The sequence below is a fragment of the Paeniglutamicibacter selenitireducens genome (assembly GCF_051550675.1).
Lineage (GTDB): Bacteria > Actinomycetota > Actinomycetes > Actinomycetales > Micrococcaceae > Paeniglutamicibacter.
Map to the genome: position 1 here is coordinate 39,399 of NZ_JBPULF010000011.1, position 22,840 is coordinate 62,238.

Annotated in this window: 19 protein-coding genes; 17 read left to right on the plus strand and 2 right to left on the minus strand. The window is 66.9% G+C overall.

Annotated elements, in window-relative coordinates; genetic code table 11:
- The first annotated feature begins 44 nt into the window (after positions 1 to 44).
- Genes ACSYDW_RS16525 through ACSYDW_RS16540 form a run of 4 tightly spaced genes read left to right on the plus strand, consistent with a single transcriptional unit; the run spans position 45 to position 4,525 of the window.
- Positions 45 to 1,214 carry a Gfo/Idh/MocA family protein gene (locus ACSYDW_RS16525; protein WP_438339828.1) on the plus strand — a complete coding sequence of 390 codons (1,170 nt, stop codon included), beginning with the start codon at positions 45 to 47 and terminating at the stop codon, positions 1,212 to 1,214.
- Positions 1,214 to 2,428: a dihydrodipicolinate synthase family protein gene (locus tag ACSYDW_RS16530; RefSeq protein ID WP_438339829.1), complete on the plus strand. Its 1,215-nt coding sequence runs from the start codon at positions 1,214 to 1,216 to the stop codon at positions 2,426 to 2,428. Before ACSYDW_RS16525 ends, ACSYDW_RS16530 begins: the two co-directional genes overlap by 1 nt.
- Positions 2,425 to 3,312 carry a sugar phosphate isomerase/epimerase family protein gene (locus ACSYDW_RS16535; protein WP_438339830.1) on the plus strand — a complete coding sequence of 296 codons (888 nt, stop codon included), beginning with the start codon at positions 2,425 to 2,427 and terminating at the stop codon, positions 3,310 to 3,312. Before ACSYDW_RS16530 ends, ACSYDW_RS16535 begins: the two co-directional genes overlap by 4 nt.
- Before the next feature lie 49 nt (positions 3,313 to 3,361).
- Positions 3,362 to 4,525: a glycerate kinase gene (locus ACSYDW_RS16540; RefSeq protein ID WP_438339930.1), complete on the plus strand. Its 1,164-nt coding sequence runs from the start codon at positions 3,362 to 3,364 to the stop codon at positions 4,523 to 4,525.
- Here the strand turns inward: ACSYDW_RS16540 and ACSYDW_RS16545 are convergent.
- Positions 4,522 to 5,604 carry a LacI family DNA-binding transcriptional regulator gene (locus ACSYDW_RS16545; protein ID WP_438339831.1) on the minus strand — a complete coding sequence of 361 codons (1,083 nt, stop codon included), beginning with the start codon at positions 5,602 to 5,604 and terminating at the stop codon, positions 4,522 to 4,524. The two genes, ACSYDW_RS16540 and ACSYDW_RS16545, sit on opposite strands and share 4 nt — an antisense overlap.
- A gap of 93 nt (positions 5,605 to 5,697) precedes the next feature.
- Between ACSYDW_RS16545 and ACSYDW_RS16550 the strand changes: the two genes are divergently transcribed.
- From ACSYDW_RS16550 to ACSYDW_RS16565, 4 genes are all read left to right on the plus strand, one after another.
- A complete protein-coding gene (locus ACSYDW_RS16550; protein ID WP_438339832.1) occupies positions 5,698 to 6,612 on the plus strand; it encodes a carbohydrate ABC transporter permease in 915 nt (304 codons plus the stop codon).
- Between the two features lie 3 nt (positions 6,613 to 6,615).
- Positions 6,616 to 7,554 (plus strand): carbohydrate ABC transporter permease, encoded by a 939-nt coding sequence (locus ACSYDW_RS16555; protein ID WP_438339833.1) that lies wholly within the window; start codon positions 6,616 to 6,618, stop codon positions 7,552 to 7,554.
- Positions 7,555 to 7,653: 99 nt separating this feature from the next.
- Entirely contained in the window at positions 7,654 to 9,006 is a 1,353-nt protein-coding gene (locus ACSYDW_RS16560; RefSeq protein WP_438339834.1) for an ABC transporter substrate-binding protein, read from the plus strand.
- Positions 9,007 to 9,076: 70 nt separating this feature from the next.
- A complete protein-coding gene (locus ACSYDW_RS16565; protein ID WP_438339835.1) occupies positions 9,077 to 10,849 on the plus strand; it encodes a glycoside hydrolase family 35 protein in 1,773 nt (590 codons plus the stop codon).
- 36 nt (positions 10,850 to 10,885) lie between these two features.
- Here the strand turns inward: ACSYDW_RS16565 and ACSYDW_RS16570 are convergent, their stop codons facing one another.
- Positions 10,886 to 11,929, minus strand: coding sequence for a LacI family DNA-binding transcriptional regulator (locus ACSYDW_RS16570; protein ID WP_438339836.1), 1,044 nt, complete (start codon positions 11,927 to 11,929; stop codon positions 10,886 to 10,888).
- A gap of 188 nt (positions 11,930 to 12,117) precedes the next feature.
- Here ACSYDW_RS16570 and uriH point away from each other — a divergent pair, with 188 nt between their 5' ends.
- From uriH to ACSYDW_RS16615, 9 genes are all read left to right on the plus strand, one after another.
- Entirely contained in the window at positions 12,118 to 13,098 is a 981-nt protein-coding gene (uriH, locus tag ACSYDW_RS16575) for a uridine-preferring nucleoside hydrolase UriH (protein ID WP_438339837.1), read from the plus strand.
- Positions 13,095 to 14,516 carry a uridine transporter UriT gene (uriT, locus tag ACSYDW_RS16580; RefSeq protein ID WP_438339838.1) on the plus strand — a complete coding sequence of 474 codons (1,422 nt, stop codon included), beginning with the start codon at positions 13,095 to 13,097 and terminating at the stop codon, positions 14,514 to 14,516. Before uriH ends, uriT begins: the two co-directional genes overlap by 4 nt.
- Positions 14,517 to 15,494, plus strand: a complete 978-nt coding sequence (locus tag ACSYDW_RS16585; protein WP_438339839.1) for a ribokinase — start codon at positions 14,517 to 14,519, stop codon at positions 15,492 to 15,494. It abuts the gene before it with no gap.
- Between the two features lie 431 nt (positions 15,495 to 15,925).
- On the plus strand, positions 15,926 to 17,419 hold the full coding sequence (locus ACSYDW_RS16590; RefSeq protein ID WP_438339840.1) for a collagen-like domain-containing protein: 1,494 nt from the start codon (positions 15,926 to 15,928) through the stop codon (positions 17,417 to 17,419).
- 2 nt (positions 17,420 to 17,421) lie between these two features.
- The gene (locus ACSYDW_RS16595) at positions 17,422 to 17,778 is read left to right on the plus strand and encodes a DUF6916 family protein (RefSeq protein ID WP_438339841.1); all 357 of its coding nucleotides are present in this window, start codon (positions 17,422 to 17,424) and stop codon (positions 17,776 to 17,778) included.
- Between the two features lies 1 nt (position 17,779).
- On the plus strand, positions 17,780 to 18,289 hold the full coding sequence (locus tag ACSYDW_RS16600; RefSeq protein ID WP_438339842.1) for a phage tail protein: 510 nt from the start codon (positions 17,780 to 17,782) through the stop codon (positions 18,287 to 18,289).
- A gap of 873 nt (positions 18,290 to 19,162) precedes the next feature.
- Complete coding sequence (locus ACSYDW_RS16605) at positions 19,163 to 19,303, plus strand: hypothetical protein (RefSeq protein WP_438339843.1); 141 nt, start codon at positions 19,163 to 19,165, stop codon at positions 19,301 to 19,303.
- A gap of 306 nt (positions 19,304 to 19,609) precedes the next feature.
- The gene (locus ACSYDW_RS16610; protein WP_438339844.1) at positions 19,610 to 21,307 is read left to right on the plus strand and encodes an MFS transporter; all 1,698 of its coding nucleotides are present in this window, start codon (positions 19,610 to 19,612) and stop codon (positions 21,305 to 21,307) included.
- On the plus strand, positions 21,304 to 22,812 hold the full coding sequence (locus ACSYDW_RS16615) for a leucyl aminopeptidase family protein (protein ID WP_438339845.1): 1,509 nt from the start codon (positions 21,304 to 21,306) through the stop codon (positions 22,810 to 22,812). The genes ACSYDW_RS16610 and ACSYDW_RS16615 overlap by 4 nt, the downstream gene beginning before the upstream one ends.
- Positions 22,813 to 22,840: the final 28 nt, after the last annotated feature.

A 22,840-nucleotide genomic window follows, 5' to 3' on the forward strand; every position in this document is an offset into this window, starting at 1 on the left:
CCAGCATTCCGGCCAAACCCGCACCAACCTTCCGGAGGACCCGCATGGGCAACGACACCAAGACGATCCGCATCGCCATGAACGGCATCACCGGCCGCATGGGCTACCGCCAGCACCTGCTGCGCTCCATCCTCCCCATCCGCGACGCCGGCGGCTTCACCCTGGAGGACGGCACCCGGATCCAGGTCGAACCGGTCCTGGTGGGCCGCAACGAGGCAAAGGTCCGCGAACTGGCGGAAAAGCACCAGGTCGCCGAATGGTCCACGGACCTGGACGCGGTGATCAACGACCCGAGCATCGACGTCGTCTTCGACGCCTCGATGACCAGCCTGCGCGCCGCCACGCTGAAGAAGGCCATGCTGGCCGGCAAGCACGTGTTCACCGAGAAGCCCACGGCCGAAACCCTCGAGGAGGCCATCGAACTGGCCCGCATCGGCAAGGCCACGGGGGTCACCGCGGGCGTGGTGCACGACAAGCTCTACCTTCCGGGCCTCGTCAAGCTGCGCCGCCTGGTTGACGAGGGCTTCTTCGGCCGCGTCCTGTCGATCCGCGGCGAATTCGGCTACTGGGTCTTCGAGGGCGACACCCAGCCCGCCCAGCGCCCGTCCTGGAACTACCGCAAGGAGGACGGCGGAGGCATGACCACCGACATGTTCTGCCACTGGAACTACGTGCTTGAGGGCATCGTCGGCAAGGTCAAGTCCGTCAACGCCAAGACCGCCACGCACATCCCGGCCCGCTGGGACGAGGCCGGCGCCGAGTACAAGGCCACGGCCGACGATGCCTCCTACGGCATCTTCGAGCTGGAGACCCCGGGCGGGGAAGCTGTCATCGGGCAGGTCAATTCCTCCTGGGCGGTGCGCGTCTACCGCGACGAGCTCGTCGAGTTCCAGGTCGACGGAACCCACGGCTCGGCCGTCGCCGGCCTGAACAAGTGCGTGGCCCAGCAGCGTGCCCACACCCCCAAGCCCGTCTGGAACCCGGACCTGCCGGTCACCGAGTCCTTCCGCGACCAGTGGCAGGAGGTCCCCGCCAACCAGGAACTGGACAACGGCTTCAAGCTGCAGTGGGAGGAATTCCTGCGCGACGTCGTCGCCGGGCGCGAACACCGCTTCGGTCTGCTCTCCGCGGCCCGCGGCGTCCAGCTCGCCGAGCTGGGCCTGCGCTCCAGCGACGAACGCCGCACCATCGACATCCCGGAAATCGCGCTCTGATGGCCACCCTGATCCTGCCGACCGCCGACGGCGGCACCCGCACCCACACGCTGCGCCCGGCCACCGCCTGGGCCAAGCCCGTCGCGCCGCTGACCTCACGCCGCGCCTACGCCGCGGCCCACGTGATCCCGGAAACCACCGCGGAAAACGTGCCCGGGGCCCCGGCCCGCCTGGACTGGGAAGCCACACTTGCCTACCGCCACGAACTCTGGTCCCACGGCCTGGGCGTCGCCGACGCCATGGACACCGCCCAGCGCGGCATGGGCCTTGACTGGGCAGCGACCCAGCAGCTCATCAAGCACACCGGGGCGGAGGCCGCCTCGGTTGTCTCCTCGAACAACCCCGCCACCTCCGGAAAGAGCGTGCGGGACCTGGTCTCATGCGGCGCCGGCACCGACCAGCTGGACCTCGACGCGCTGCCCGCGGGCCGCGCCGGGCTCCAGGCGGTGCTCGAGGCGTACCGGGAACAGCTGGCAGTGGTGGAGGAAGCCGGGCCCAAGGTCATCCTGATGGCCTCCCGGGCGCTGGCCCGCGTCGCCGGGTCCGCCGAGGACTACCTGTACGTCTACTCCACGCTGCTTGGCGAGGTGGACCGGCCGGTGATCCTGCACTGGCTCGGCACCGTGTTCGACCCGGCGCTCGCCGGCTACTGGGGATCCGACGACGTGGAAACCGCCACGGAAACCTTCCTGTCCCTGATCCGCGAGCACGCGGACAAGGTCGACGGCGTCAAGGTCTCGCTGCTGGACGCCGCCCACGAGGTCGGCCTGCGGGCCGCGCTGCCGGAGGGCGTGCGCCTGTACACCGGGGACGACTTCAACTACCCGGAGCTCATCGACGGCGACGGCACCCGCCACTCCGATGCCCTGCTGGGCGTCTTCGCCGCCATCTACCCGGCGGCCTCCGCGGCCCTGCAGTGCTACGACGCCGGCGAATCCGCCAAGGCCCGGGCCATCCTGGATTCCACCCGCGAGCTGGGCAAGCACCTCTTCAGCGCCCCCACCTTCTACTACAAGACGGGCATCGCGTTCATGTCCTGGCTCAACGGCCACCAGGCGGGCTTCCAGATGGTCGGCGGCTTGCACTCGGGCCGCTCGGTGCTGCACCTGACCCGTACCCTGGAACTTGCCGACGCCGCGGGGCTGCTGCTCGACCCCGAGCTGGCGGCCCGCAGGATGTCAACCTTCCTGCGCACCCACGGGGTGGACGCATGAGCGGGGTCCAGGCCGGAGTCCGGGCCGAGGCCCGGGCCGGAGTCCAGGCCGACTACTCCAGGCTCTCGCTGAACAGCGCGACCACCAAGCTGCTGACCCTGCCGCAGGCCATCGCTGCGTGCGTGGCGGCGGGCATCCCTGCCATCGGCCCGTGGCGCGACCGCGTCGCGGAGGTCGGGGTGGAGACCGCCGCCAGACTCATCAAGGACGCCGGGTTGCGGGTCTCGTCGCTGTGCCGCGGCGGGTTCCTCACCGCGCCGGATGCCGCGGGGCAGGAAGCCGCGCTGGCGGACAACCGCACCGCCGTGCTGGAGGCCGTGGCGCTGGGCACCACCGAGCTTTTCCTGGTGGTCGGCGGGCTCGCCCCGGGGGAGAAGGACGTCGTTGCGGCCCGCACCCGCGTGGCCGAGCGCCTCGCGGAACTGGTGCCCTTCGCCGTCCAGCACGGCATCCGGCTGGTGCTCGAACCGCTGCACCCGATGTATGCCGCGGACCGCGCGCTGATCTCCACCCTGGGCCAGGCCCTGGACCTCGCGGCGCCCTACGACGCCTCGGCCGTCGGGGTCGCCGTGGACACCTTCCACGTCTGGTGGGACCCGGAGCTGCAGGCCCAGATCGGGCGGGCCGGGCGCGAGGGCCGCATCGCCTCATACCAGGTGTGCGACTTCAACCTGCCGATCGCCGCCGATGCGCTGCTCTCGCGCGGCATGATGGGCGACGGGGTCATCGACTTCGCGGCCATCGGGTCCTGGGTGCGCGATGCCGGCTACACCGGGGACATCGAGGTGGAGATCTTCAACCGGGAGATCTGGGATGCCGATGCCGACGCCGTGCTGGCCACTGTGAAGGAGCGCTACGCGGAACTGGTGTTCCCGCATGCCTGAAACGCGCACGCCTGAGACCAGCCTGCCGGATACCCGGGCCGCGACCCCGCTGCGCGTGTTGGTGGCACCGGACAAGTTCAAGGGATCGCTCACCGCCGCGCAGGCCGCAGAGGCCATGGCCGAGGGAGTGCTGCGCGTGCACCCGGACGCCGTGGTGGTGCGCTTCCCGATCGCCGACGGCGGCGAGGGCACCCTGGAGGCGGCGGTGAACGCCGGCTACGAGCTGCGCACCGCCGCCGTCACCGGCCCGCTCGGCCAGGAGGTCCTCGCGCACTGGGCGTTGCTGCGCGAACCCGGCGGGGCAACCCGCGCGGTCATCGAGGCCGCCCAGGCCTCCGGGCTTGCCGCCTCCGCCCGGACCCCCGAGGCCGCGCTGGAAGCCCACAGCCACGGCTGCGGGGAACTGGTGCGACTGGCGCTCGACGCCGGAGCCACCGAGATCGTGATAGGACTCGGCGGCTCGGCGATGACCGACGGCGGCGCCGGGGCGCTGCTGGCCCTGGGGCTGGGGATCCTGGACACCCAGGGCGACCCGGTGGGCTTGGGCGGCGGGCACATCGCCGATGTCGCATCGGTGGACGCCGCCGGGCTGGATCCGCGGCTGGCAACGGTGCGGCTCCGGCTGGCCGTCGACGTCGGCAACCCGCTGCTGGGGCCCGACGGGAGCGCGGCGGTCTTCGCCCCGCAAAAGGGCGCCGACGCGCCGGCGGTGGCCGCGCTCGAGGCCGGTCTGCTCCACTGGTCGGGCGTGCTGCGCCGGGCCACGGGGCGGGACGTCAACGTCCCCGGCGCCGGCGCCGCCGGGGGATTCCCCGCAGCGTTCCTGGCCTTCACCCCCGCGGTCCTGGAGCCGGGCTTCCGGCGCGTCGCGGAGCTCAGCGGCCTGGCCGCGCAGCTTGACGTTTCCGACCTGGTCATCACCGGCGAGGGATCGCTGGACGCCCAGTCCTTCGAGGGCAAGGCGCCGATCGCCCTGGCCGAGGTGGCGCGGGTGCGCAACCTCCCGGTTCTGGTGGTTGCCGGCCGCATCGCGGCCACGTCCGCGGAGCTGGAACGCTACGGCATCACCGGCGCGGCCCAGCTGCTGGATTTCGCCCAAGGCACCTCCGGCACCCCGGACGCCGCCGACGCCATGGCCAACGCGGCGCTCTACCTGCGCAGCGCCACGGCCCGGGTCCTTGCCGGGAGCCTGAAACAGGCCGCCCGCGTTTAAGCGGTGGCACCCCGCTGCACCGGTGCGGCGGTGCTCTTGCGCACCATGAGGCGCGTGGGCACGCTGACATCGTGCGCCGGGGTGTCGCCGGCGATCTGCTGGAGCAGGTTCTCGATGCTCAGCCGCCCCACGGCGTGGAAATCCTGGCGGATCGTTGTCAGCGGCGGCCAGAACGATGCGGCTTCCTCGAGGTCGTCGAACCCCACGATGCTCACGTCTCCGGGGACGGACCGGCCCAGCTCGTGCATGGCCCGCATGGCGCCGAGCGCCATCTGGTCGTTCGCGGCGAAGATGGCACCGACCTCGGGGTTCTTGCCGAGTTCAAGGCCGATCACGTAGCCGGACTCGGCCGACCAGTCGCCGTGGAGCACATCCGGCGCCCGGATCCCCGCATCCTCGAGGGTCCGCTTCCATGATTCCTCCCGGTGCAACGCGGAAAAGGACGACGCCGGGCCCCCGATGTGCCAGACCTGGCGGTGCCCGAGTTCCAGGAGGTGCTCGGTGGCCAGCCGGGCGCCCTGGTGCTGGTCCGTGTCGACCACCGAGTACCCGGACCCGGCGTTCGAGTCGATCACGACGGCGGGCAGGTCCTCGGGCAGCGTGATGTCCGCGTGGTCCAGCAGGTGTGCCTCGAAAATGATGACCACGCCGTCCACCTGCTGCTCGCGCAATTGGTGGTATGCGCCGGAGACCTTGCCCGTGGTCGGGTCGGTCAGCGGGATCAGGGTCACCGAGTAGCCGGCGCGCGAGGCGGCCGTGGCTATCGCGTCCAGGGTGCGCATGTTGCCGAAGGTCGAGAGCGTGAACATGATGACTCCTATCGACTTGAACCGCCCGCTCTTCAGCGCCCGGGCCGCCCGGTTGGGCCGGTAGCCGAGCTTCCGCATCGCCTCCAGGACCCGCTGCTTGGTCGAATCCTCGACGTTGCTCAGCCCGTTGGATACGCGCGATACCGTCTGGGACGAAACGCCTGCTTCCCTGGCGACGTCCGCCATGGAGGGGCCGCGCGCGGCCCGGGCGTGGTGCGAAGCGCCGGTTCCGTCCCCGGGATCGGGGACGCCGGAATCTGAAAGTGTCATTTTTCCCTTACCCTCTTGCATGTTCACCTAAACATGCTACTTTTGTTTCCACAATGTTTGCGTAAACATTTCCGGATGAAACTAAGGATACTTATGACAACGACGTCTAGCGCAACGGTTGCGGCCCGGCCCCCGCGCACGCGGCGCAGCGGCAGGTGGACGGGATGGGCCTTCGTCGGCCCGTTCATGCTGGTCTTTGCACTCGTGTTCCTCGCCCCGGTCATCTACGCGATCTACCTGAGCCTGTTCCAGCACCAGATGATCGGCGGCAACAAGTTCGTCGGCGGGGCCAACTACGTCCAGGCGTTGACCGACCCGCAGTTCTGGGACGCGGTTCGCCGGGTCGGGCTGTTCCTCATCGTGCAGGTCCCCATCATGCTGTGCCTCGCACTGGCAGCGGCTCTGGCCATCGACAGCTCCCGGCTGCGGTTCTCGTCGTTCTTCCGCATCTCGATCTTCCTGCCCTACGCGGTTCCCGCCGTCGTGGCAACGCTGATGTGGGGGTTCATCTACGGCCCGCGCTTCGGGCTGGTGGGCAACCTCAACGAGTTCTTCGGTTGGGCGATCCCCGACCCGCTCTCCAGCCACTGGATCCTCGTCGCGATCGGGAACATCACGACGTGGGAATTCACCGGCTACAACATGCTGATCTTCTACGCGGCGCTCAAGACCATTCCCACGGAGCTGTACGAGGCTGCAAGCCTGGATGGCGCCGGTGCGTGGAGCGTGATCCGGAACATCAAGATCCCGGCGATCCGCGGGGCGATCGGCATCGCGACAATCTTCTCCGTCATCGGCAGCTTCCAGCTGTTCAATGAGCCGAACATCCTCAAGGCGCTGGCCCCGAACGCCATCAGCTCCTACTTCACACCGAACATGTACGCCTACAACCTCTCCTTCGCGGGCCAGCAGTTCAACTACGCGGCGGCGATTGCCATGATCATGGGCCTGCTGACAATGCTCGTGGCCTACCTCGTCCAGCTCTCCGGCTCCCGAAAGGACGCATAGCCCATGTCGCTGCAAATGACTCCCACCGAGGCCAGGCCGACCGCGCCCGGGAAGGCCCCTGCCGCACCGAGGTTCGCCACCCGTCCCGGGCGGGGTGTGACCCACAAGCGCAAGTCGCTGCTCCTGACCCTCGTCATGGTCCTGATGGCCGTGTACGCGCTGTTGCCGCTCTTCTGGCTGTTCGTGAACTCCACCAAGACCCAGTCGGAACTCTTCAGTTCATTCGGGCTGTGGTTCTCCGGGGACTTCGCGCTGTGGGAAAACATCGGCCAGACCCTGGCCTACCACGACGGGGAGTTCCTGCGCTGGCTGGCCAACACCGTGCTTTACGTGGTGGTGGGTGCCGGCGGGGCCACGTTCCTGGCAACCCTGGCGGGCTACGGGCTTGCGAAGTTCGATTTCCCCGGAAAGCGCGCCGTCTTCGCCGTGGTCCTGGGTGCGGTGGCCATCCCGGGTACGGCCCTGGCCGTGCCGACCTTCCTGATGTTCAGCGAACTCGGCCTGACCAACACCCCGTGGTCGGTCATCATTCCCTCGCTGATCAGCCCCTTCGGCCTCTACCTGGTGTGGATCTATGCGCTCGAATCCGTCCCCACCGAGGTGCTCGAGGCGGCCCGCATGGACGGAGCCGGGGAATTCCGGACCTTCTTCACCATTTCCCTGAGGATGCTGGCCCCCGGGTTCGTCACGGTGCTGTTGTTCACCGTCGTGGCGACATGGAACAACTACTTCCTGCCCCTGATCATGCTCAGCGAATCAACCTGGTACCCGCTGACGGTGGGGCTCAACAACTGGAATGCGCAGGCCACCACGGCCGGAGGCGACGCCATCTACAACCTCGTCATCACCGGATCCCTGCTCACCATCGTGCCCATCATCGTCGCGTTCCTCTTCCTGCAGCGCTACTGGCAATCCGGCCTGTCCGCCGGAAGCGTCAAGTAGCCGAGTCCCCGCGCGGGGACCCCACAGCGGTTCCACCGGTTCCACCAATTCCACAGTTCCACTCGTCCTACAAGCAATGAAGTGAAAGGCAGCAATCCCATGAAAATCAGTCATCGTTTACGCCGTGCCGCCGCCGTCGCCACGGCGGGCCTTCTGGTCAGCACCCTTGCTGCCTGCGGGGGTTCCACGGCCGAGGGCAGCGCAAGCACCGCGGGGGTGAGTGCCGAGGAAATCGCGGCTGCCCTGCAGACCGAGACGACCCTCACCGTCTGGGGCTGGGCCCCGCAGCTTGAGCCGATCGTGGAGGCCTTCGAGGCGAAGTACCCGAAGGTGAAGGTCAACCTGGAAAACGTGGGCACCGGCAACGACCACTACACGAAGATCCAGAACGCTGTGAAGGCCGGAAGCGGTGCCCCGGACGTGGCCCAGATCGAGTACGCGGCACTGCCGCAGTTCGCGCTCTCCGATTCGCTGGTCGACCTCAAGGCCTACGGCGCCGGGGATCTGCAGGCGAACTACACCGCCTCGACCTGGGGGTCGGTGAACCTCAACGGGGGCATCTACGCGCTCCCGCAGGATTCGGGGCCCATGGCCATGTTCTACCGCGCGGACGTCTTTGAAAAGCACGGCATCGAGGTTCCATCCACCTGGGACGAGTACATCGAGGCGGCAAAGAAGCTCCACGCCGCCGACCCCAAGGCCTACATCGCCAACGACATCGGCGACGCGGGATTCACCACCAGCATGATCTGGCAGGCAGGCGGACAGCCCTACAAGGTCGATGGCCCCACCAGCGTCCAGATCAACCTCCAGGACGAGGGCTCCAAGGCCTGGACGCAGAACTGGAACCAGCTCGTCGAAGGCAAGCTCGTGGCACCCGTCGCCTCGTGGAGCGACGAATGGTACAAGGGCCTGTCAGACGGAAGCATCGCCACCCTCATCACCGGTGCATGGATGCCCGCCAACCTGGAATCGGGCGCCGCAGAAGGCAACGGCAAGTGGCGCGTGGCGCCCATGCCGACCTATGAAAAGGGCAAGCCGGCTTCGGCGGAAAACGGCGGCGGCGGCGACGCGGTCCTCAAGCAGAGTAAGAACAAGGCGGCAGCCTACGGATTCCTCCAGTTCAGCAACGGCCCCGAGGGTTCCAAGATCCATGCCGCAAACGGCGGCTTCCCCTCCACCACCGCCGACCTCGAGGACCCGGCGTTCCTGGACGCCGAGAACGCGTACTTCGGTGGGCAGAAGATCAACGAGGTCCTCGTCCAGGCCTCGAAGGATGTTGTCCCGGGCTGGTCGTACCTGCCGTTCCAGACCTACGCCAACAGCATCTTCAGCGACACCGTGGGCCAGGCCTACGGATCGAACAGCGACCTCAACGCCGGGCTTGTGGCCTGGCAGGACGCAAGCATCAAGTACGGGAACCAGCAAGGATTCACGGTTTCCGCCAAGTAGGACACCGGGTGGCCCGCACGCCGTGCGTCGTGCGGGCCACCCGCCCCCGTGAGAAGAAGGACTTCACTCCATGCCCACATTGACCATCGGCGAGCACGACTTCCTGCTCGACGGCCGCCCCCACCGCATCCTCTCCGGGGCGCTCCACTACTTCAGGGTCCACCCCGACCTGTGGGCGGACCGGATCCGCAAGGCACGTCAGATGGGCCTGAACACCATCGAGACCTATGTAGCCTGGAACGCCCACGCACCGGCCAGGGGCACCTTCGACACCGAGGGGATCCTGGACCTTGGCCGCTTCCTTGACCTTGTCGCGGCCGAGGGCATGCACGCGATCGTGCGCCCGGGACCGTACATCTGCGCCGAATGGGACAACGGGGGGCTGCCCGCGTGGCTCTTTGGCGCCGGGGCGGAAGCCATCCGTTCCGACGACCCCGTCTACATGGCGGCCGTCGCCGAGTACTTCGAGCAGCTCGCGCCCATCCTGGTCCCGCGACAGGCACACCTCGGGGGACCTGTCGTCCTGATCCAGATCGAAAACGAGTACGGTGCCTACGGAAGCGAGAGTTCCTACCTGGAGAAGCTCGTGAAGATCAACCGGGAGATCGGGCTCACCGTCCCGTTCACCACCGTCGACCAGCCCCAGGACGACATGCTCGCCCACGGCAGCCTGCCGTCGCTGCACAAGACCGGGTCCTTCGGCTCCCGGTCCGCCGAGCGCCTCGACACGCTGCGCCTGCACCAGCCCACCGGGCCGCTCATGTGCTCCGAATTCTGGGTGGGGTGGTTCGACCACTGGGGCGCCCACCACCACACCACCGGGGTGGGGCAGTCCGCCGAGGAACTCGAGGCCATGCTGGCCCGCGGCGCCTCGGTGAACATCTACATGTTCCACGGCGGCACCAACTTCGGGTTCAGCAACGGGGCCAACGACAAGGGCGTCTACCAGCCCATCGTGACAAGCTACGACTACGACGCACCCCTGGACGAGGCCGGCAACCCGACGCCCAAGTACTGGGCGTTCCGCGAGGTGCTGGGGCGCTACACGGAACTTGACGACGACGACGTTCCCGCCGCGGCGGCCGCGGCCCCCGAACTGGAGGTTGCGGTGGACGGCACGCTTTCCCTCTGGGACGTCGTCGACGGAGCGGGGCCATGGACGTCCTCCGGGAACGGGCCGATGACCACGGACGAAATCGGCAGCTACTCGGGATTCAGCGTGTATCGGACCCGGATCGAGGTCTCCGGACCCGCGGTCCTGACCCTGGGGGAGGTGCGTGACAGGGCGCAGGTGTTCCTCAACCGCCAGGGGATCGGCACGCTCTCACGCGACAACCACGACCACTCGCTGGTGCTGCCCGTGAACGCCAGCGGAACCCTGGAGATCCTCGTGGAGGACCAGGGGCGTGTGGACTACGGTCCGCGGCTCGGCGAGCCCAAGGGACTGCTGGGCGGGGCCTCTCTCAACGGGGAACCGGTCCGCGAGTGGGAGCTGCTCCCGCTGGACCCCGGGGTACTCGGCGCCGCGGCCGAGCGTGTCGCGGCATCCCCGGCACGCGCCGTCGACCTTGTTGCCGGGCCCGTTTTCGCGCACGCGGCCTTCGACCTGCCAGAGGCCACGGACCTGTTCCTGGATACCGGCGGCTGGGGCAAGGGCGTGGTGTGGGTCAACGGATTCTGCCTGGGCCGCTACTGGTCCAACGGTCCGCAGCGGACCCTGTATATCCCCGGGCCGCTGCTGCGCACCCGCTCCAACCACGTCGTCGTCCTGGAACTGCACGCGGCCGCCGCACCGGTTCTCCCGTTCGTGTCGGCCCCGAGCCTGGGCCACACCGAGTCCTGATCCCCGGGCCGGCCCGCACCGCGCGCCGGCCCGGGGCTATGCCTGGAGCGTCGAGCCGCGGACCATCAGCGAGCTGTCGAGCGTCAGCTGCGGCGTCTCGAGGTCCTCGCCCTTGATGAGCTTGAGCAGCTGCTCGGCGGCACGCCGGCCCAGCAGCTCGGCCGGCAGGTTCACGCTGGTGAGGCCCGGGTTGCTGTTCGTGGAGTAGGGCAAGTCGTCGAAGCCGGTGACGGCCAGCTCGCCGGGGACCGCGATCCCCGCGACGCGGGCCTCCTGCAGCACGCCGTAGGCGTGGGTGTCGGTGGCGCAGACCACCGCGGTGATTCCCGCCCGCTTCCACGCCGGCCAGGCACGCGCGAACTCGTCGGCGGCCAGGCCGACGTCGATGGTCGTGGCGGCCTCCGCACCGGAGGGAACGCTCATGCCCAGCGAGGCGGCCGCCTCGAGGAACGCGGTGCGGCGCAATTCGAAGGTTGTGGTACCGGTGATGCCGTCCAGGTAGGCGACCTTGGTGTGGCCCGCGGCGGCGAGGTGGGCCGCCAGGTCGCGGGCGCCCTGCGCGACGTCCAGGTTCACCGCGGGGATGCCCTGCCCGAACCCGGGGGCGTCGAGCAGGACCAGGGGGCCGGAGGCCGAGAGTTCCTCGAGGAACGAGGGGTCCGGGGCATCGACCAGCAGGCCCGCTGGACGCAGGCCCAACAGCCGCCGGGTGTCCGCAGCGCTGGGCAGCTGGCCCGCGTCGGTGACAGAGAGCAGCAGCTGGAAGTTCGAGCCGAGCGCGCTGCGCACCCCGGCGATCACCTTGGCGAAGAAGGGGTTGGAAATGTCCGGTGCCACCATGATCACGGTGGAGCTGACGCCGCGGGAGAGCGAGCTGCCGATTTCGTCGATGACGTACCCGAGCTTGCGGATCGACTCCAGCACCTTGGCCTCGTTGGCCGCCGAGACCCGGCCGTGGGTCTTGCCGTTCGCAACCAGCGACACCGTGGCGGTGGAAACGCCCGCGTGTTCGGCCACCATCGCGGCAGTGACGCGCCGTCTCGCGGGCGCAGCGATGCGCGGCAAATCCGTGGAATCCATGGACTTAATCCTAGTCGAGACGGTGGTGCTTCGGACCGCAATTCGTTAAGCGTTTGACTTGATGGTATGCACGCGGCGAGTTAAGCGTTTGACGCAGGTGCGAAAAAGGTGCCAGACTTCCAATGAAACCCCCGTTCCTGTTTCGTGTCCCAGGGCACGGCAGTTCCCCCAAAGATGTGGAGAAGACCATGGGCGAACCCCGAGTGGAAGCCGCGCCGCGCAAGATCATCCTTGACTGCGATCCCGGCCACGACGACGCAGTTGCCATCCTGCTGGCACACGGCAGCCCGGCCATCGAGCTGCTTGCCGTGACAACCGTCGTCGGCAACCAGACCCTGGAAAAGGTCACCAAGAACGCGCTGGCCGTGGGCACCATCGCCGGCATCACCGGCGTCCCGTTCGCCGCCGGCTGCGCCCGCCCGCTGGTGCGCACCATCGAGAACGCCCCGGACATCCACGGCGAATCCGGCATGGACGGCCCCGCGCAGCCCGAGCCGGCCATCGAGTTGGACCCGCGCCACGCTGTGGACCTGATCATCGAAACCGTCATGTCCCACGAGCCCGGCACCGTCACCCTGGTGCCGACCGGCGGCCTGACGAACATCGCGCTGGCGGCCCGCAAGGAACCGCGCATCGTCGAACGCGTGAAGGAAGTCGTCCTCATGGGCGGCGGCTACCACGTGGGCAACTGGAGCGCCGTGGCGGAGTTCAACATCATCATCGACCCAGAGGCCGCACACATCGTCTTCAACGAAAAGTGGCCGGTGGTCATGGTCGGGCTCGACCTGACCCACCAGGCGCTGGCCACCGACGAGGTCGTCGCGCAGATCGAGGCAGTGGGCACCGGCCCGGCGAAGTTCGTGCGCGAACTCATGGACTTCTTCAAGGCGACCTACAAGGACGCCCAGGGCTTCGACTTCCCGCCGGTCCACGACCCGTGCGCCGTCGCCTACGTGATCGACCCGTCCATCGTCTCCACCCGCAAGGTCCCCGTCGACATCGAGCTGCAGGGCAAGCTGACCCTGGGCATGACGGTTGCCGACTTCCGCGCCCCGGCCCCGGCCGACTGCCACACCTCGGTGGCCGTGGACCTCGACCACCAGCGCTTCTGGGACCTTGTCACCGACGCACTCGTGCGCATCGGCGAGGTCGAGGTGAAGGCGGCATGAACGCGGTGATCGACAAGGGCACCATGACCCGCGGCGGCACCGCCGCCCTGACCGCAGCGCTGCTGACCGCCTGCATCGCCTTCCAACTCAACGCCTCGATGCTCAGCCCCGCGCTTGTCACCATGGGCGAGGAACTGGGCACCGACCAGGCATCGATCGGCCTGTCTCAGACCTGGTTCTTCACCACCGCGGCACTCTTCTCGCTGTTCCTGCCGCGCCTTTCCGACGTCGTGGGACGCAAGCGCATCCTTGTCATCATGATGCTCACCACGGCGCTCGGTTCCGCCGTTGCGGCGCTGGCGCCGAACATCGGCTGGCTGTTTGCCGGGCGCATCATCCAGGGCATTTCCGGCCCGACGGTCCCGCTGTGCCTGCTGATGCTGCGCAGCGCCGTCCCGAACCCGAAGCGCTACGGTGCACTGATGGGCCTGATCCTGGCCGTCAACGGCGGCGTGGCCGGCGTCGACTCCTTCCTGGGCGGCTACCTGGCCGAGAACCACGGTTTCCGTTCCATCTTCTGGTTCATGGTGGTGCTGGCCGTGCTTGCGGCGCTGGCCGTCGCCCTGCTGACCCGCGAGTCCAAGCCGCAGGCCGGAACCAAGATGGACTGGCGCGGCGTCTTCTTCATCGTCATCGCCGTCGGCGCCCTGCTGACAGCGCTCAACGAAGCCTCCAAGCTTGTCGGCGGGATGTCCTCCCAAACATTGCTGCTGTCGCTGGTGCTGCTGGTTGTTGCGGCTGCCGCGTTCTACGGATTCTGGACCACGGAGAAGCGCGTGGCCGAACCCATGGTGCAGATCCAGCACCTGCGCCAGCGCGCCACCTGGGCGCCGCTGCTGACCACCACGCTGACCATGACCGGCATCTTCGCGGTCATCAACGGGATCGTCCCGGCCTACGTGCAGGCCGCCGCCCCCGGGTTCGGTGTGGGCCCCACGCAGACCGCGTTGCTGATCCTCACCCCGTACGCGCTGCTGGGCTGGGTCTTCGGCCCGATCACCGGCCGCCTGGCACCGGTCCTGGGCTACAACAAGGTGTTGCGCATCGGCATGCTCGGTTCCATCGCGGCCCTGCTGGTCATAGCGTTCTTCGGCCTGGGGTCGCTGCCGGTGATGGTCGCCGGCACCGCCTTGCTGGGCATCACCTACGCCGGCACCGTGAACATCATGCTCAACGGCCTGGGCATCGTGCTTTCGCCGCAGGGCAACCCCGGTTTCCTTCCGGGCATGAACGCCGGCGCCTTCAACCTCGGTGCCGGGCTGAGCTTCCTTGTCCTGCCGGCCGTGCTTGTGGGAACCTCGAACTTGGGCGACCATGCTTCCTACCTCACGGTGATCCTGGTCGGCCTGGCCATTACCGTTGCGGCCTTCGCCGTTTCATTGTTGATCCCCAAACCAGTCGACGCAGAGGTGCAGTAATTGAACCAGCAAACCCCCAGCCATGACACCGGTCGGATCGTTGTGGTCGGCTCGCTCAACGCGGACCTGACCATCTACACCGAGCGGCTCCCGCAACCGGGGGAGACCCTGCACGGCGAGGGATTCACGGTGAACCCCGGAGGCAAGAGCGCCAACCAGGCGGTCGCAGCCGGTCGCCTGGGCGGCACTGTTTCGCTGGTGGGTGCCGTGGGCCGTGACGCCAACGGCAACATGCTGCTGGCCTCCTGCTCGGCGGCCGGCGTGGACACCACGCAGGTGAACCGGGTGGACGGGGTGGAGACCGGCGTGGCAGTGGTGACCGTCGACTCGCACGGTGAGAACAGCATCGTCATCTCCGCCGGAGCCAACGGGACGCTGCGCCCCTCCGACGTGGCCGCGGCGCAGGGCGCCTTCGACGGCTCCTCCGTGGTCTGCCTCTGCCTCGAGGTAGGGCTGGACACCGTCCAGGCCGCCGCGCAGGCCGGGCACGACGCCGGCGCAACGGTGTTGCTGAACCTTTCCCCCTACGCACCTGTGGCCCCCGGGCTCGCTTCGCTCGCAGACGTGCTGCTGGTGAACGCCCACGAGGCCTCGCAGTTCCTGGGTGGGGAGGAAATCCCCGCACCCGAGGCTCCGACCTCCGACTGGGAACCGGTGCTCGAGCACTTCGCGGAGCGCGGACTGGAGCGCGTGGTCGTGACCCTGGGCTCCAACGGCTCGGTCGTCCTCGACCACCTGGCCGGTTCCGAGGGCCGGGTGGTCCGCATCGCGCCCACCACGGTCGACGCCATCGACACAACCGGGGCCGGGGACGCCTTCACCGGTGCGCTTGCCGCACGCCTTGCCGCGGGCGATTCGCTGTACACAGCGGCGGCCTTTGCCTCGGTGAGTGCCGCGCTGGCCACGACGAGGAAGGGCACGCAGGCCGCGTACCCCGACGAGGCAAGTGTGAACGCGGTGCTTGGCGCCAAGCAGTAGTTTTCCTTGGCCGTGTCGGTCCGTCCGTCGACCGGCGATCAACCGACCGGCACGTATCAACCGATGATTGCCGAGCGACAGGTTCGGCAAAAAGCAGAATGAACTCGTAGGCCCACATCAGCGGGGGTGCTGCACCAAAAGCCAAGGCCTTTGGACCTAAAAAACAGGTTCGAGGGCCTTGGCTTTTTGCATGGCCGCAGCCAGTGCGCGAACCGCTTGGTTGGCCTGTGCCCGGGTCTGGCTCACGATCCCTTGTCGACATGTGTTGAAACAAACTTTCAACCGAAAGGAATTGGCGCATAACCTTCAATCGCGCATGTCCGATTCGCCTTCCCTCGCGGAGGATTGAAGGGGTCTGAGACAGCTCATCCAAACCGTTCGGACAGGGGCCTTGGGGCTCCCTATTCTGCTGTCAGCTAGGAGCAACACCCTTGGCTTCACGACCTACCACTCGGCAAAGCGCGAGCATTCTTGCTGCGGCGCTCGCTGGGGCGCTCTTTGTATCTGGTTGTACATCATCGAGTGCCGATGCCAGTACCTTCAACGCGTGTATCGATGTTGAATCCCTTCAGTTTTCTGCCATCTCGCTCAGTCCTCAAACACCTCCGGAATGCCGGGAAACCCAAGTGGCCGTTTCGTGGGCTGCGGATGCCACCCGGGCCAACCAGGAAACCGTGGACTCCTTCAAGGAACCAACAGGTGAAACCGGTGCATCGGGTCATGCAGGAGCCGACGGTGAGGACGGTGAACCCGGAGTCGACGGAACTGATGGTGAGCAGGGCGAAGACGGAGCCGCAGGCTCCGACGGCCGTGACGGTGCGAAGGGAGATACCGGCTCTGCCGGCCTGAACGGCGCCAAGGGCGAGACCGGTACCTCCGGAACCAAAGGTGAGACCGGAGCGACCGGAAGCGAAGGTTCGAAGGGTGAGGCTGGTGCCCCTGGCGTGAAGGGCGAGAATGGTTCGCCTGGTGCGAAGGGCGACCAGGGTGAGCTCGGCGCGAAGGGCGAAACAGGTGCCGCTGGCGTGAAGGGCGATACCGGTGCCGCTGGCGCGAAGGGCGAAACAGGTGCCGCTGGCGCGAAGGGCGATACCGGTGCCACCGGAGCGAAGGGTGACCAGGGTGAGACCGGCGCAAAGGGTGATGCCGGTGCCGCTGGTGTGAAGGGCGAGACCGGTGCCACAGGGTTGCCCGGACAGGACGGCAAAAGCATCCACAACGGCGTCGGAAGCCCATCAGACACGCTCGGTATCGATGGGGACTTCTACCTGGATACCCAAGATTTTGTTGTTTACGGGCCCAAAGCCGGCGGTGTCTGGCCGAACCTGACGCAGAAGCTCATCGGAGAGCAAGGCCCAATCGGCCCCTCGGGCCCGACCGGCGCACAGGGCCCGGTTGGCGCGACGGGCGCGACGGGTGAGACTGGCCAGACGGGTGCGGCGGGCCCAACGGGAGCGGCGGGCTCAACAGGGGAGACGGGCGCGAATGGACCCCAGGGGGCCGCAGGACCGCAAGGCGCCCAAGGCGCTAAGGGCGACGCGGGAGCTGCCGGCGCCCCGCCAGTCTTCATGAGTACGATCCCCTTCATCGATCCTCAGGACAACCGCGGCTACTTCGCCGTCTCCGGTGCCAGCAGCATCGTCAAGGACGCCGCGGATGCAGACATGTTGATGCCTCGTGCAGGAACCCTCAAAGGCCTGTCCATCGCCGCAAGCTCGCGGGCGGGAACCATCAGTGTCACCCTCAACGTCAATGGTGCGGCTACGGCATTGACCTGTGAGATTCCGGCTTCGGAAACCAGCTGCCAGGAACTCGACGAGTCCGTGGCCGTCGACGACCAAGACGAAGTCAGCTTCAGTTATTCTTCGACGGGAATAGTCCCCGTGAAGAACCTGCGCTACGCCGTCGGCTTCGAGGGGCAGTGATCATGCGTTCACCGCTGACCATCAACCGTCGCCATTTTCTTGCGGCTGCCGCAGTGATCGCCGTGGCGACCTATGCCGGAACGTCGGCCAACGCCACTGAAATCGACCAGTACGCCCTGGAAACATGGGAACCGTTGGTGGGGAGTGGCCTGGCCATTGGCAAGACCAAGGCGACATTGGCAGCATGCCGGCGTAGCGACCACGGAGGATTCACCCTGTCTTTTGAAGCAGAGGGGCACGAACTCGATGAAGGAATCCACGAAGTGCACCATCCCGGCGTCGGCCGGGTGGACTTGTTCATGACAGCGCACGGGAACCGCGCGTTGGCCGTTATCAATCGAACACAAGGAGCCAAATAACATGGCAGCTGAACCATTCCTCGGTGAAATCCAAATGGTGGGTTTCGCCTTTGCCCCACCTGGTTGGGCCATGTGCGACGGCCAATTCCTTTCGATTTCCCAGAACACGGCTCTGTTTTCCCTGCTGGGCACCACCTACGGTGGCAATGGACAAACAACATTTGCCCTGCCGGATCTCCGTGGACGATTCCCGATTCACAGTGGGGGAGGCAATGGGCCGGGCCTGTCGACTCGAGAAATGGGCGAGACGGGCGGTCAAGAATTCGTCACATTGTCGACCAACCAGATGCCGCAACATACGCATGGCTTGCCGGCCGCTGGAGAACAGACTTCCGATCGACCGGGTGGTCTGGTTCCTGCCAAGGGAGGCAACTACGGACCTGCCAACAGCGGCCCCAGCATGGCCCCAAGTCAAGTATCCGGCGGCAACCAGCCGCACGAGAACATGCCGCCATATTTGAGCCTGAACTTCATCATTGCCCTTGAGGGGATTTACCCATCGCGTGGCTAGATGGCAAGCCGCCCTATCCAAATCAATGCCGGTTGTAGAGCCCTATAGGTTCGGGGGTTGGCGTTTGGTGTCGCTGACGGCGATATAGGACCCACTTTCGGTTCCGGCAGGCCGGGGCCACGGGCGATGTGCTTCCGGAAGTGGACCGTGTCTACAGCGAATGTGTTGTTTTGGGCCTCGACAGCGTTCGCGTGAAACTTACACGCAGCCGGTTTTCTGTGCCTTTGAATCAGGCGGCTGCCGCAACATCCACAAGTGCGGATGTTGCGGCAGCCGTTACTGTTGTCCGTCCAAGGTCAAACGGTGGTTCGCGATGGGCGCAGCAGATGCGGGGATAGCCCTCGATTCGAACAAGATTCTGCGGCTGCGGCCGGGGGTTCGGATGCACAAAGTTGCCGAGTCAGGCGCGAAATTGCGGCACTTGTGAATGGACTCAAATATGCGGCGACTTGCGAAATAGTACAAATCTGCGATAATTGAAGATCGGCAAGAATGTTTCTAGAAGAAAACGAGTGCCTTGGAACGACTCCAGGTGCCACAGGATACCTAGTTCAAACTGCTTGCCGTGAACAGCCGGCCCGGGATGCCTTCGCTTGTCGATACCAACGACAAGAAATCCCATGGCACCGATGCCGGCTGTGTGGGACTTAGCGGTATGAGGCCGGGCGCAGAGCCTGAGTAGATGCCGCGGTACGGTCCAAGGTGTCCGAAGCGGATCGTTTCGAACACCAAGCGAACTGCCGTCGCCAGCAGGTTCACAATGCAATACGGGGGACTGGGTCCAGGAATTCTTATGGACACACCCCATTGGCAGGTCTCCGGGATTCCGACCCGGCAGGCTTCGCCGCGTTTTAGAGAGAGGATGATTCACACATGACTCCAGGCCACGAAACATTGGTTATTACCGCATTTTCGATGATCGCGATGCTCAGCGTCGTGACCTTTGCCATGGTTGCCCGTTACCGGAAGGCCCACGCGCTGGGCGATGGCACCGGTTCGTCCGAAAAGGCATAACAACTCGTCGCTGTGCGACATGACAACAATGGGGGCGGTCCGAACGGACCGCCCCCATTGTTGCGTCCGGTCGAATTGCCGCTGCGCCGCAGGTAGCCGCAAGGGCGCACCCGGGCCGGCTGCTCCCGGATACAGGTGAAAAGCGCGCCACGCTATGGAATGCGGCCCCGGGTAGGGGATATGCTCCGATCACCACGACTCCTTGCGACCACCAAGCGCTCGTCGCCCCAGGGATTGCTTCGGGTCGGTGGAGCTTCTGTGCAACATCCTTAAGACTCGCACCAGCTCGGAAACAGGAGTAACCCCATGACTGCCAGTTCCACCGGTTCACAGCAGCACAGCATTGCAGAGAAGGCTTCATGGCTGCCCCTGGTCGTTGTGGTGCTGACGCAGATCCAAGCCTCCTTCGCGGTGAACGCATTGACCGTTTCCATGGCCGGCATCACCGCCGACCTGGACACCCCCGCGACATCCGTCGGCACGGCGATCACAGCCGGCACCTTCTCCATGGCCGCCTTCATTCTGCTTGGCGCAAAGATCGGCGCCCGATTCGGAACCCGCAAGGTCTTCCAGATCGCGGTGGCGATCCATGCCGCGGCCATGGCCTGCGTGGCCCTGAGCCTTAGCCCGGCGATGCTGTTCATCGCCCAGGCCTCGTCCGGCGCCGTCATTGCCCTGATCGCGCCGGCGCTCACCGTCTTCATTGCCACCAACTACAAGGATGCCCAACAGGCCAAGGCCATCGGGTTGTTGGCAGCGGCCATCCCGGCGGCCGGCGTGCTTGCCTTGCTGCTTGCGGGGTGGTTCGCCACCACGATCGGCTGGCGCTACTCGTTCGGACTCATGGTCGTCCTGGGTGCGCTCAACCTGCTGCTCACCTTCCGGCTGAAGACGATCCCGGCGCAACCGGCGCTGAAGATCGACTGGACCGGCGCCATGATCGCGGCGGTGTCGATCATCTTCCTCAGCTTCGGGTTCAGCGGCCTCTCCGGCTGGGGTCTGTGGTTCGCCACCGAACAGGCGCCGTTCAACATCATGGGCCTTTCGCCGGCCCCGCTGCTCATCCTGTTGGGCCTGATCGGCGGCCAGGTGTTCTTCTCCTGGATCCGTAAACGCCAGGATGCCAAGCTGCCGCGCATCTTCGACTTGCGGGTTCTGGCCTCCAGCTCCGAATTGGCGATCACCGCCTGCATGTCCATCATGCTGTTCGTGGGAACCGCCGCGAACTTCCTGATCCCGCTGTACATGCAGATGGTGCAGGGGCGAAGCGGCATCGAGACCTCGTTCTCGCTGATTCCCTACACGCTGAGCATCTTCCTGGCCAGTACGTTCGTGGCGTTCCTCTACGAGAAGTTCGCCCCGAGCCTGATCGCCCAAACCGGGTTCGTGGTGGTTGCCGGGGCCCTGTGCCTGATCGCCTTCACCATCCGCAACGACTGGGGCCAGCTCTTCGTGGTCCTGGGTCTGGTCCTGCTGGGCCTGGGGCAGGGGGCCATCGTCGCCCTGGTCTTCAACACGCTGCTCAGCTCCGTCCCCAAGCCGCTGGCCGGCGATGTGGGTGCCTGGCGCGGCCTGGTGCACAACCTCTCCGGATCCGTCGGCATCGCCGTGGCCAGCGCCTTCGCGGTGGGGATGCTCGCCTCCCTGATAGCCACAGGGGCGTCGACCCACCCGGATATCTCCGACGAGCTGATCTCCAAGGTCAACATCAGCGATGCGGACTTCATGACCAACGCGCAGCTAGAAGCGGCGATCGGTGAACGCGCCGGAAGCGACGCCGAACTTGCTGCGGCACTCGAGGTCAACGCCGACGCCCGCCTGCGGTCGCTGCAGCTCTCGCTGCTGGGACTTGCCGGGCTGGCCCTGCTGGCCATCGTCCCGGCCGGGCGCATGCCACGGCACCTGCAGGACGGCCTGCCCGAACAGCTGGAACCCGACGACCTCGATGCACTGGACATCGATGGCCCCGAAACAACAACGGAAGCAACCAAGGAGAAGCAGTGAACCCCGACGCCTACAAACTGATTCCCGACGATTTCCCGCGACTTCCCTCGCTGGCCGCGGACGCCCCCGTGATCGACTGGGTCGATGCCTTTGCCGGGGTCGAGGCCGTGGCAGTGCTTGTGGGCAGTGACGGCGAGGTCCCTGCAGAACTGGGCCTTGACCGCGAGGCCCTCGCCCGGGCCGGCTTCACCGGTGCATCCGGCGGCACCTTGGTTGTCCCGACCGGCGAGGGACCCCTGCTGGTTGCGGTGGGCGCCGGTGCGCTCGCCGACCTGGACCAGCACGCGCTGCGGGATGCCGCGGCCAGGGCGACCCGAGCGACAAAGTCCAAGGCGCGGTTCGGGCTGCGGATCCCGGAGACGGAGTTGGATGCCGAAACCCTGGGGCGCGTCGTCGCCGAGGGCGTGCTGCTGGCCCGCTACGCCTACACCCCGTTGAAGAACGGCGGGGAGTTCACCGAGCTGGAGCTGGTGCAGGTGCTGGCGGACGGGACAGACCCGGTCCAGGCCGCGGACGGGACAGGGATCGGGCGGATCAACGCCCGCGCCGCAAACATCTCCCGGGACCTGTGCAACGCCCCGCCCAGCCACCTGACGGCCGTGGCGTTGGCGGAGGTCGCCGGCGAACTCGGGGAGCGCTTCGGGTTCCAGGTGCAGGAGTTCGGCCGCGAGGAACTCATCGCCCTGCGCTGCGGCGGCCTGCTGGGGGTCAACGCGGGCAGCGCCCAGGAACCGCGCATGCTCAAGCTGCACTACGCGCCCGCCGGGGAACCCACCGGCCATCTGGGGCTGGTGGGCAAGGGCATCATGTACGACTCGGGCGGCGTGAGCCTGAAACCCAGTGACCCGATGCACCTGCTGATGAAGATGGACATGGGCGGGGCGGCCTCCGTGCTGGCCACGTTCACCGCGCTGCGCGACCTCGGCGCCTCCGCGGAGGTCACTGGCTTCCTGATGTGCACCGACAACATGCCCGACGGCGCGGCCTACAAGCTCGGAGACGTGCTGAGCACGCGCAGCGGGCTGACCATCGAGGTCAAGAACACCGACGCCGAGGGCCGCCTGGTCATGTGCGACGCGCTGACCCTGGCCGTGGAGGACGGGGTCGACGCCGTAGTGGACATCGCCACGCTCACCGGCGCCGCGCTGATGGCCCTGGGCCAGCTCACCGCGGCCCTGCTGGGCAACGACCAGGAGCTCGTCGATGCCGTGCGCGCCAGCGCGGCGGACACCGACGAACAGGTGTGGCAGCTGCCGCTGGAGCGTGCCTACCGCAAGCAGTTGGACTCGGACATCGCGGACATCTCCAACCTCGGCGGCAAGTACGCCGGGGCCACCACCGCAGCCTTGTTCCTTGCCGAGTTCGTGGGCCAAACGCCGTGGGCCCACCTGGACATCGCCGGCACCATGCAGTCGGACACGGACGACGTGTGGCGTTCCAAGGGCGCCACGGGATTCGGTGCCCGGACGCTGATCGACCTGGCGCAGAACTTCTCCCGCGGCTGACCCCGGGGGAGGTTCCGTCCAGGAACTT

Excerpts from the sequence above, each read along its gene's own strand:
- ACSYDW_RS16525 (WP_438339828.1), top strand. The coding sequence starts at position 45 with ATGGGCAACGACACCAAGACGATCCGCATCGCCATGAACGGCATCACC.
- ACSYDW_RS16530 (WP_438339829.1), top strand. The coding sequence starts at position 1,214 with ATGGCCACCCTGATCCTGCCGACCGCCGACGGCGGCACCCGCACCCAC.
- ACSYDW_RS16535 (WP_438339830.1), top strand. The coding sequence starts at position 2,425 with ATGAGCGGGGTCCAGGCCGGAGTCCGGGCCGAGGCCCGGGCCGGAGTC.
- ACSYDW_RS16545 (WP_438339831.1), bottom strand. The coding sequence starts at position 5,604 with ATGACACTTTCAGATTCCGGCGTCCCCGATCCCGGGGACGGAACCGGC.
- ACSYDW_RS16550 (WP_438339832.1), top strand. The coding sequence starts at position 5,698 with ATGACAACGACGTCTAGCGCAACGGTTGCGGCCCGGCCCCCGCGCACG.
- ACSYDW_RS16555 (WP_438339833.1), top strand. The coding sequence starts at position 6,616 with ATGTCGCTGCAAATGACTCCCACCGAGGCCAGGCCGACCGCGCCCGGG.
- ACSYDW_RS16560 (WP_438339834.1), top strand. The coding sequence starts at position 7,654 with ATGAAAATCAGTCATCGTTTACGCCGTGCCGCCGCCGTCGCCACGGCG.
- ACSYDW_RS16565 (WP_438339835.1), top strand. The coding sequence starts at position 9,077 with ATGCCCACATTGACCATCGGCGAGCACGACTTCCTGCTCGACGGCCGC.
- ACSYDW_RS16570 (WP_438339836.1), bottom strand. The coding sequence starts at position 11,929 with ATGGATTCCACGGATTTGCCGCGCATCGCTGCGCCCGCGAGACGGCGC.
- uriH (WP_438339837.1), top strand. The coding sequence starts at position 12,118 with ATGGGCGAACCCCGAGTGGAAGCCGCGCCGCGCAAGATCATCCTTGAC.
- uriT (WP_438339838.1), top strand. The coding sequence starts at position 13,095 with ATGAACGCGGTGATCGACAAGGGCACCATGACCCGCGGCGGCACCGCC.
- ACSYDW_RS16595 (WP_438339841.1), top strand. The coding sequence starts at position 17,422 with ATGCGTTCACCGCTGACCATCAACCGTCGCCATTTTCTTGCGGCTGCC.
- ACSYDW_RS16600 (WP_438339842.1), top strand. The coding sequence starts at position 17,780 with ATGGCAGCTGAACCATTCCTCGGTGAAATCCAAATGGTGGGTTTCGCC.
- ACSYDW_RS16605 (WP_438339843.1), top strand. The coding sequence starts at position 19,163 with ATGACTCCAGGCCACGAAACATTGGTTATTACCGCATTTTCGATGATC.
- ACSYDW_RS16610 (WP_438339844.1), top strand. The coding sequence starts at position 19,610 with ATGACTGCCAGTTCCACCGGTTCACAGCAGCACAGCATTGCAGAGAAG.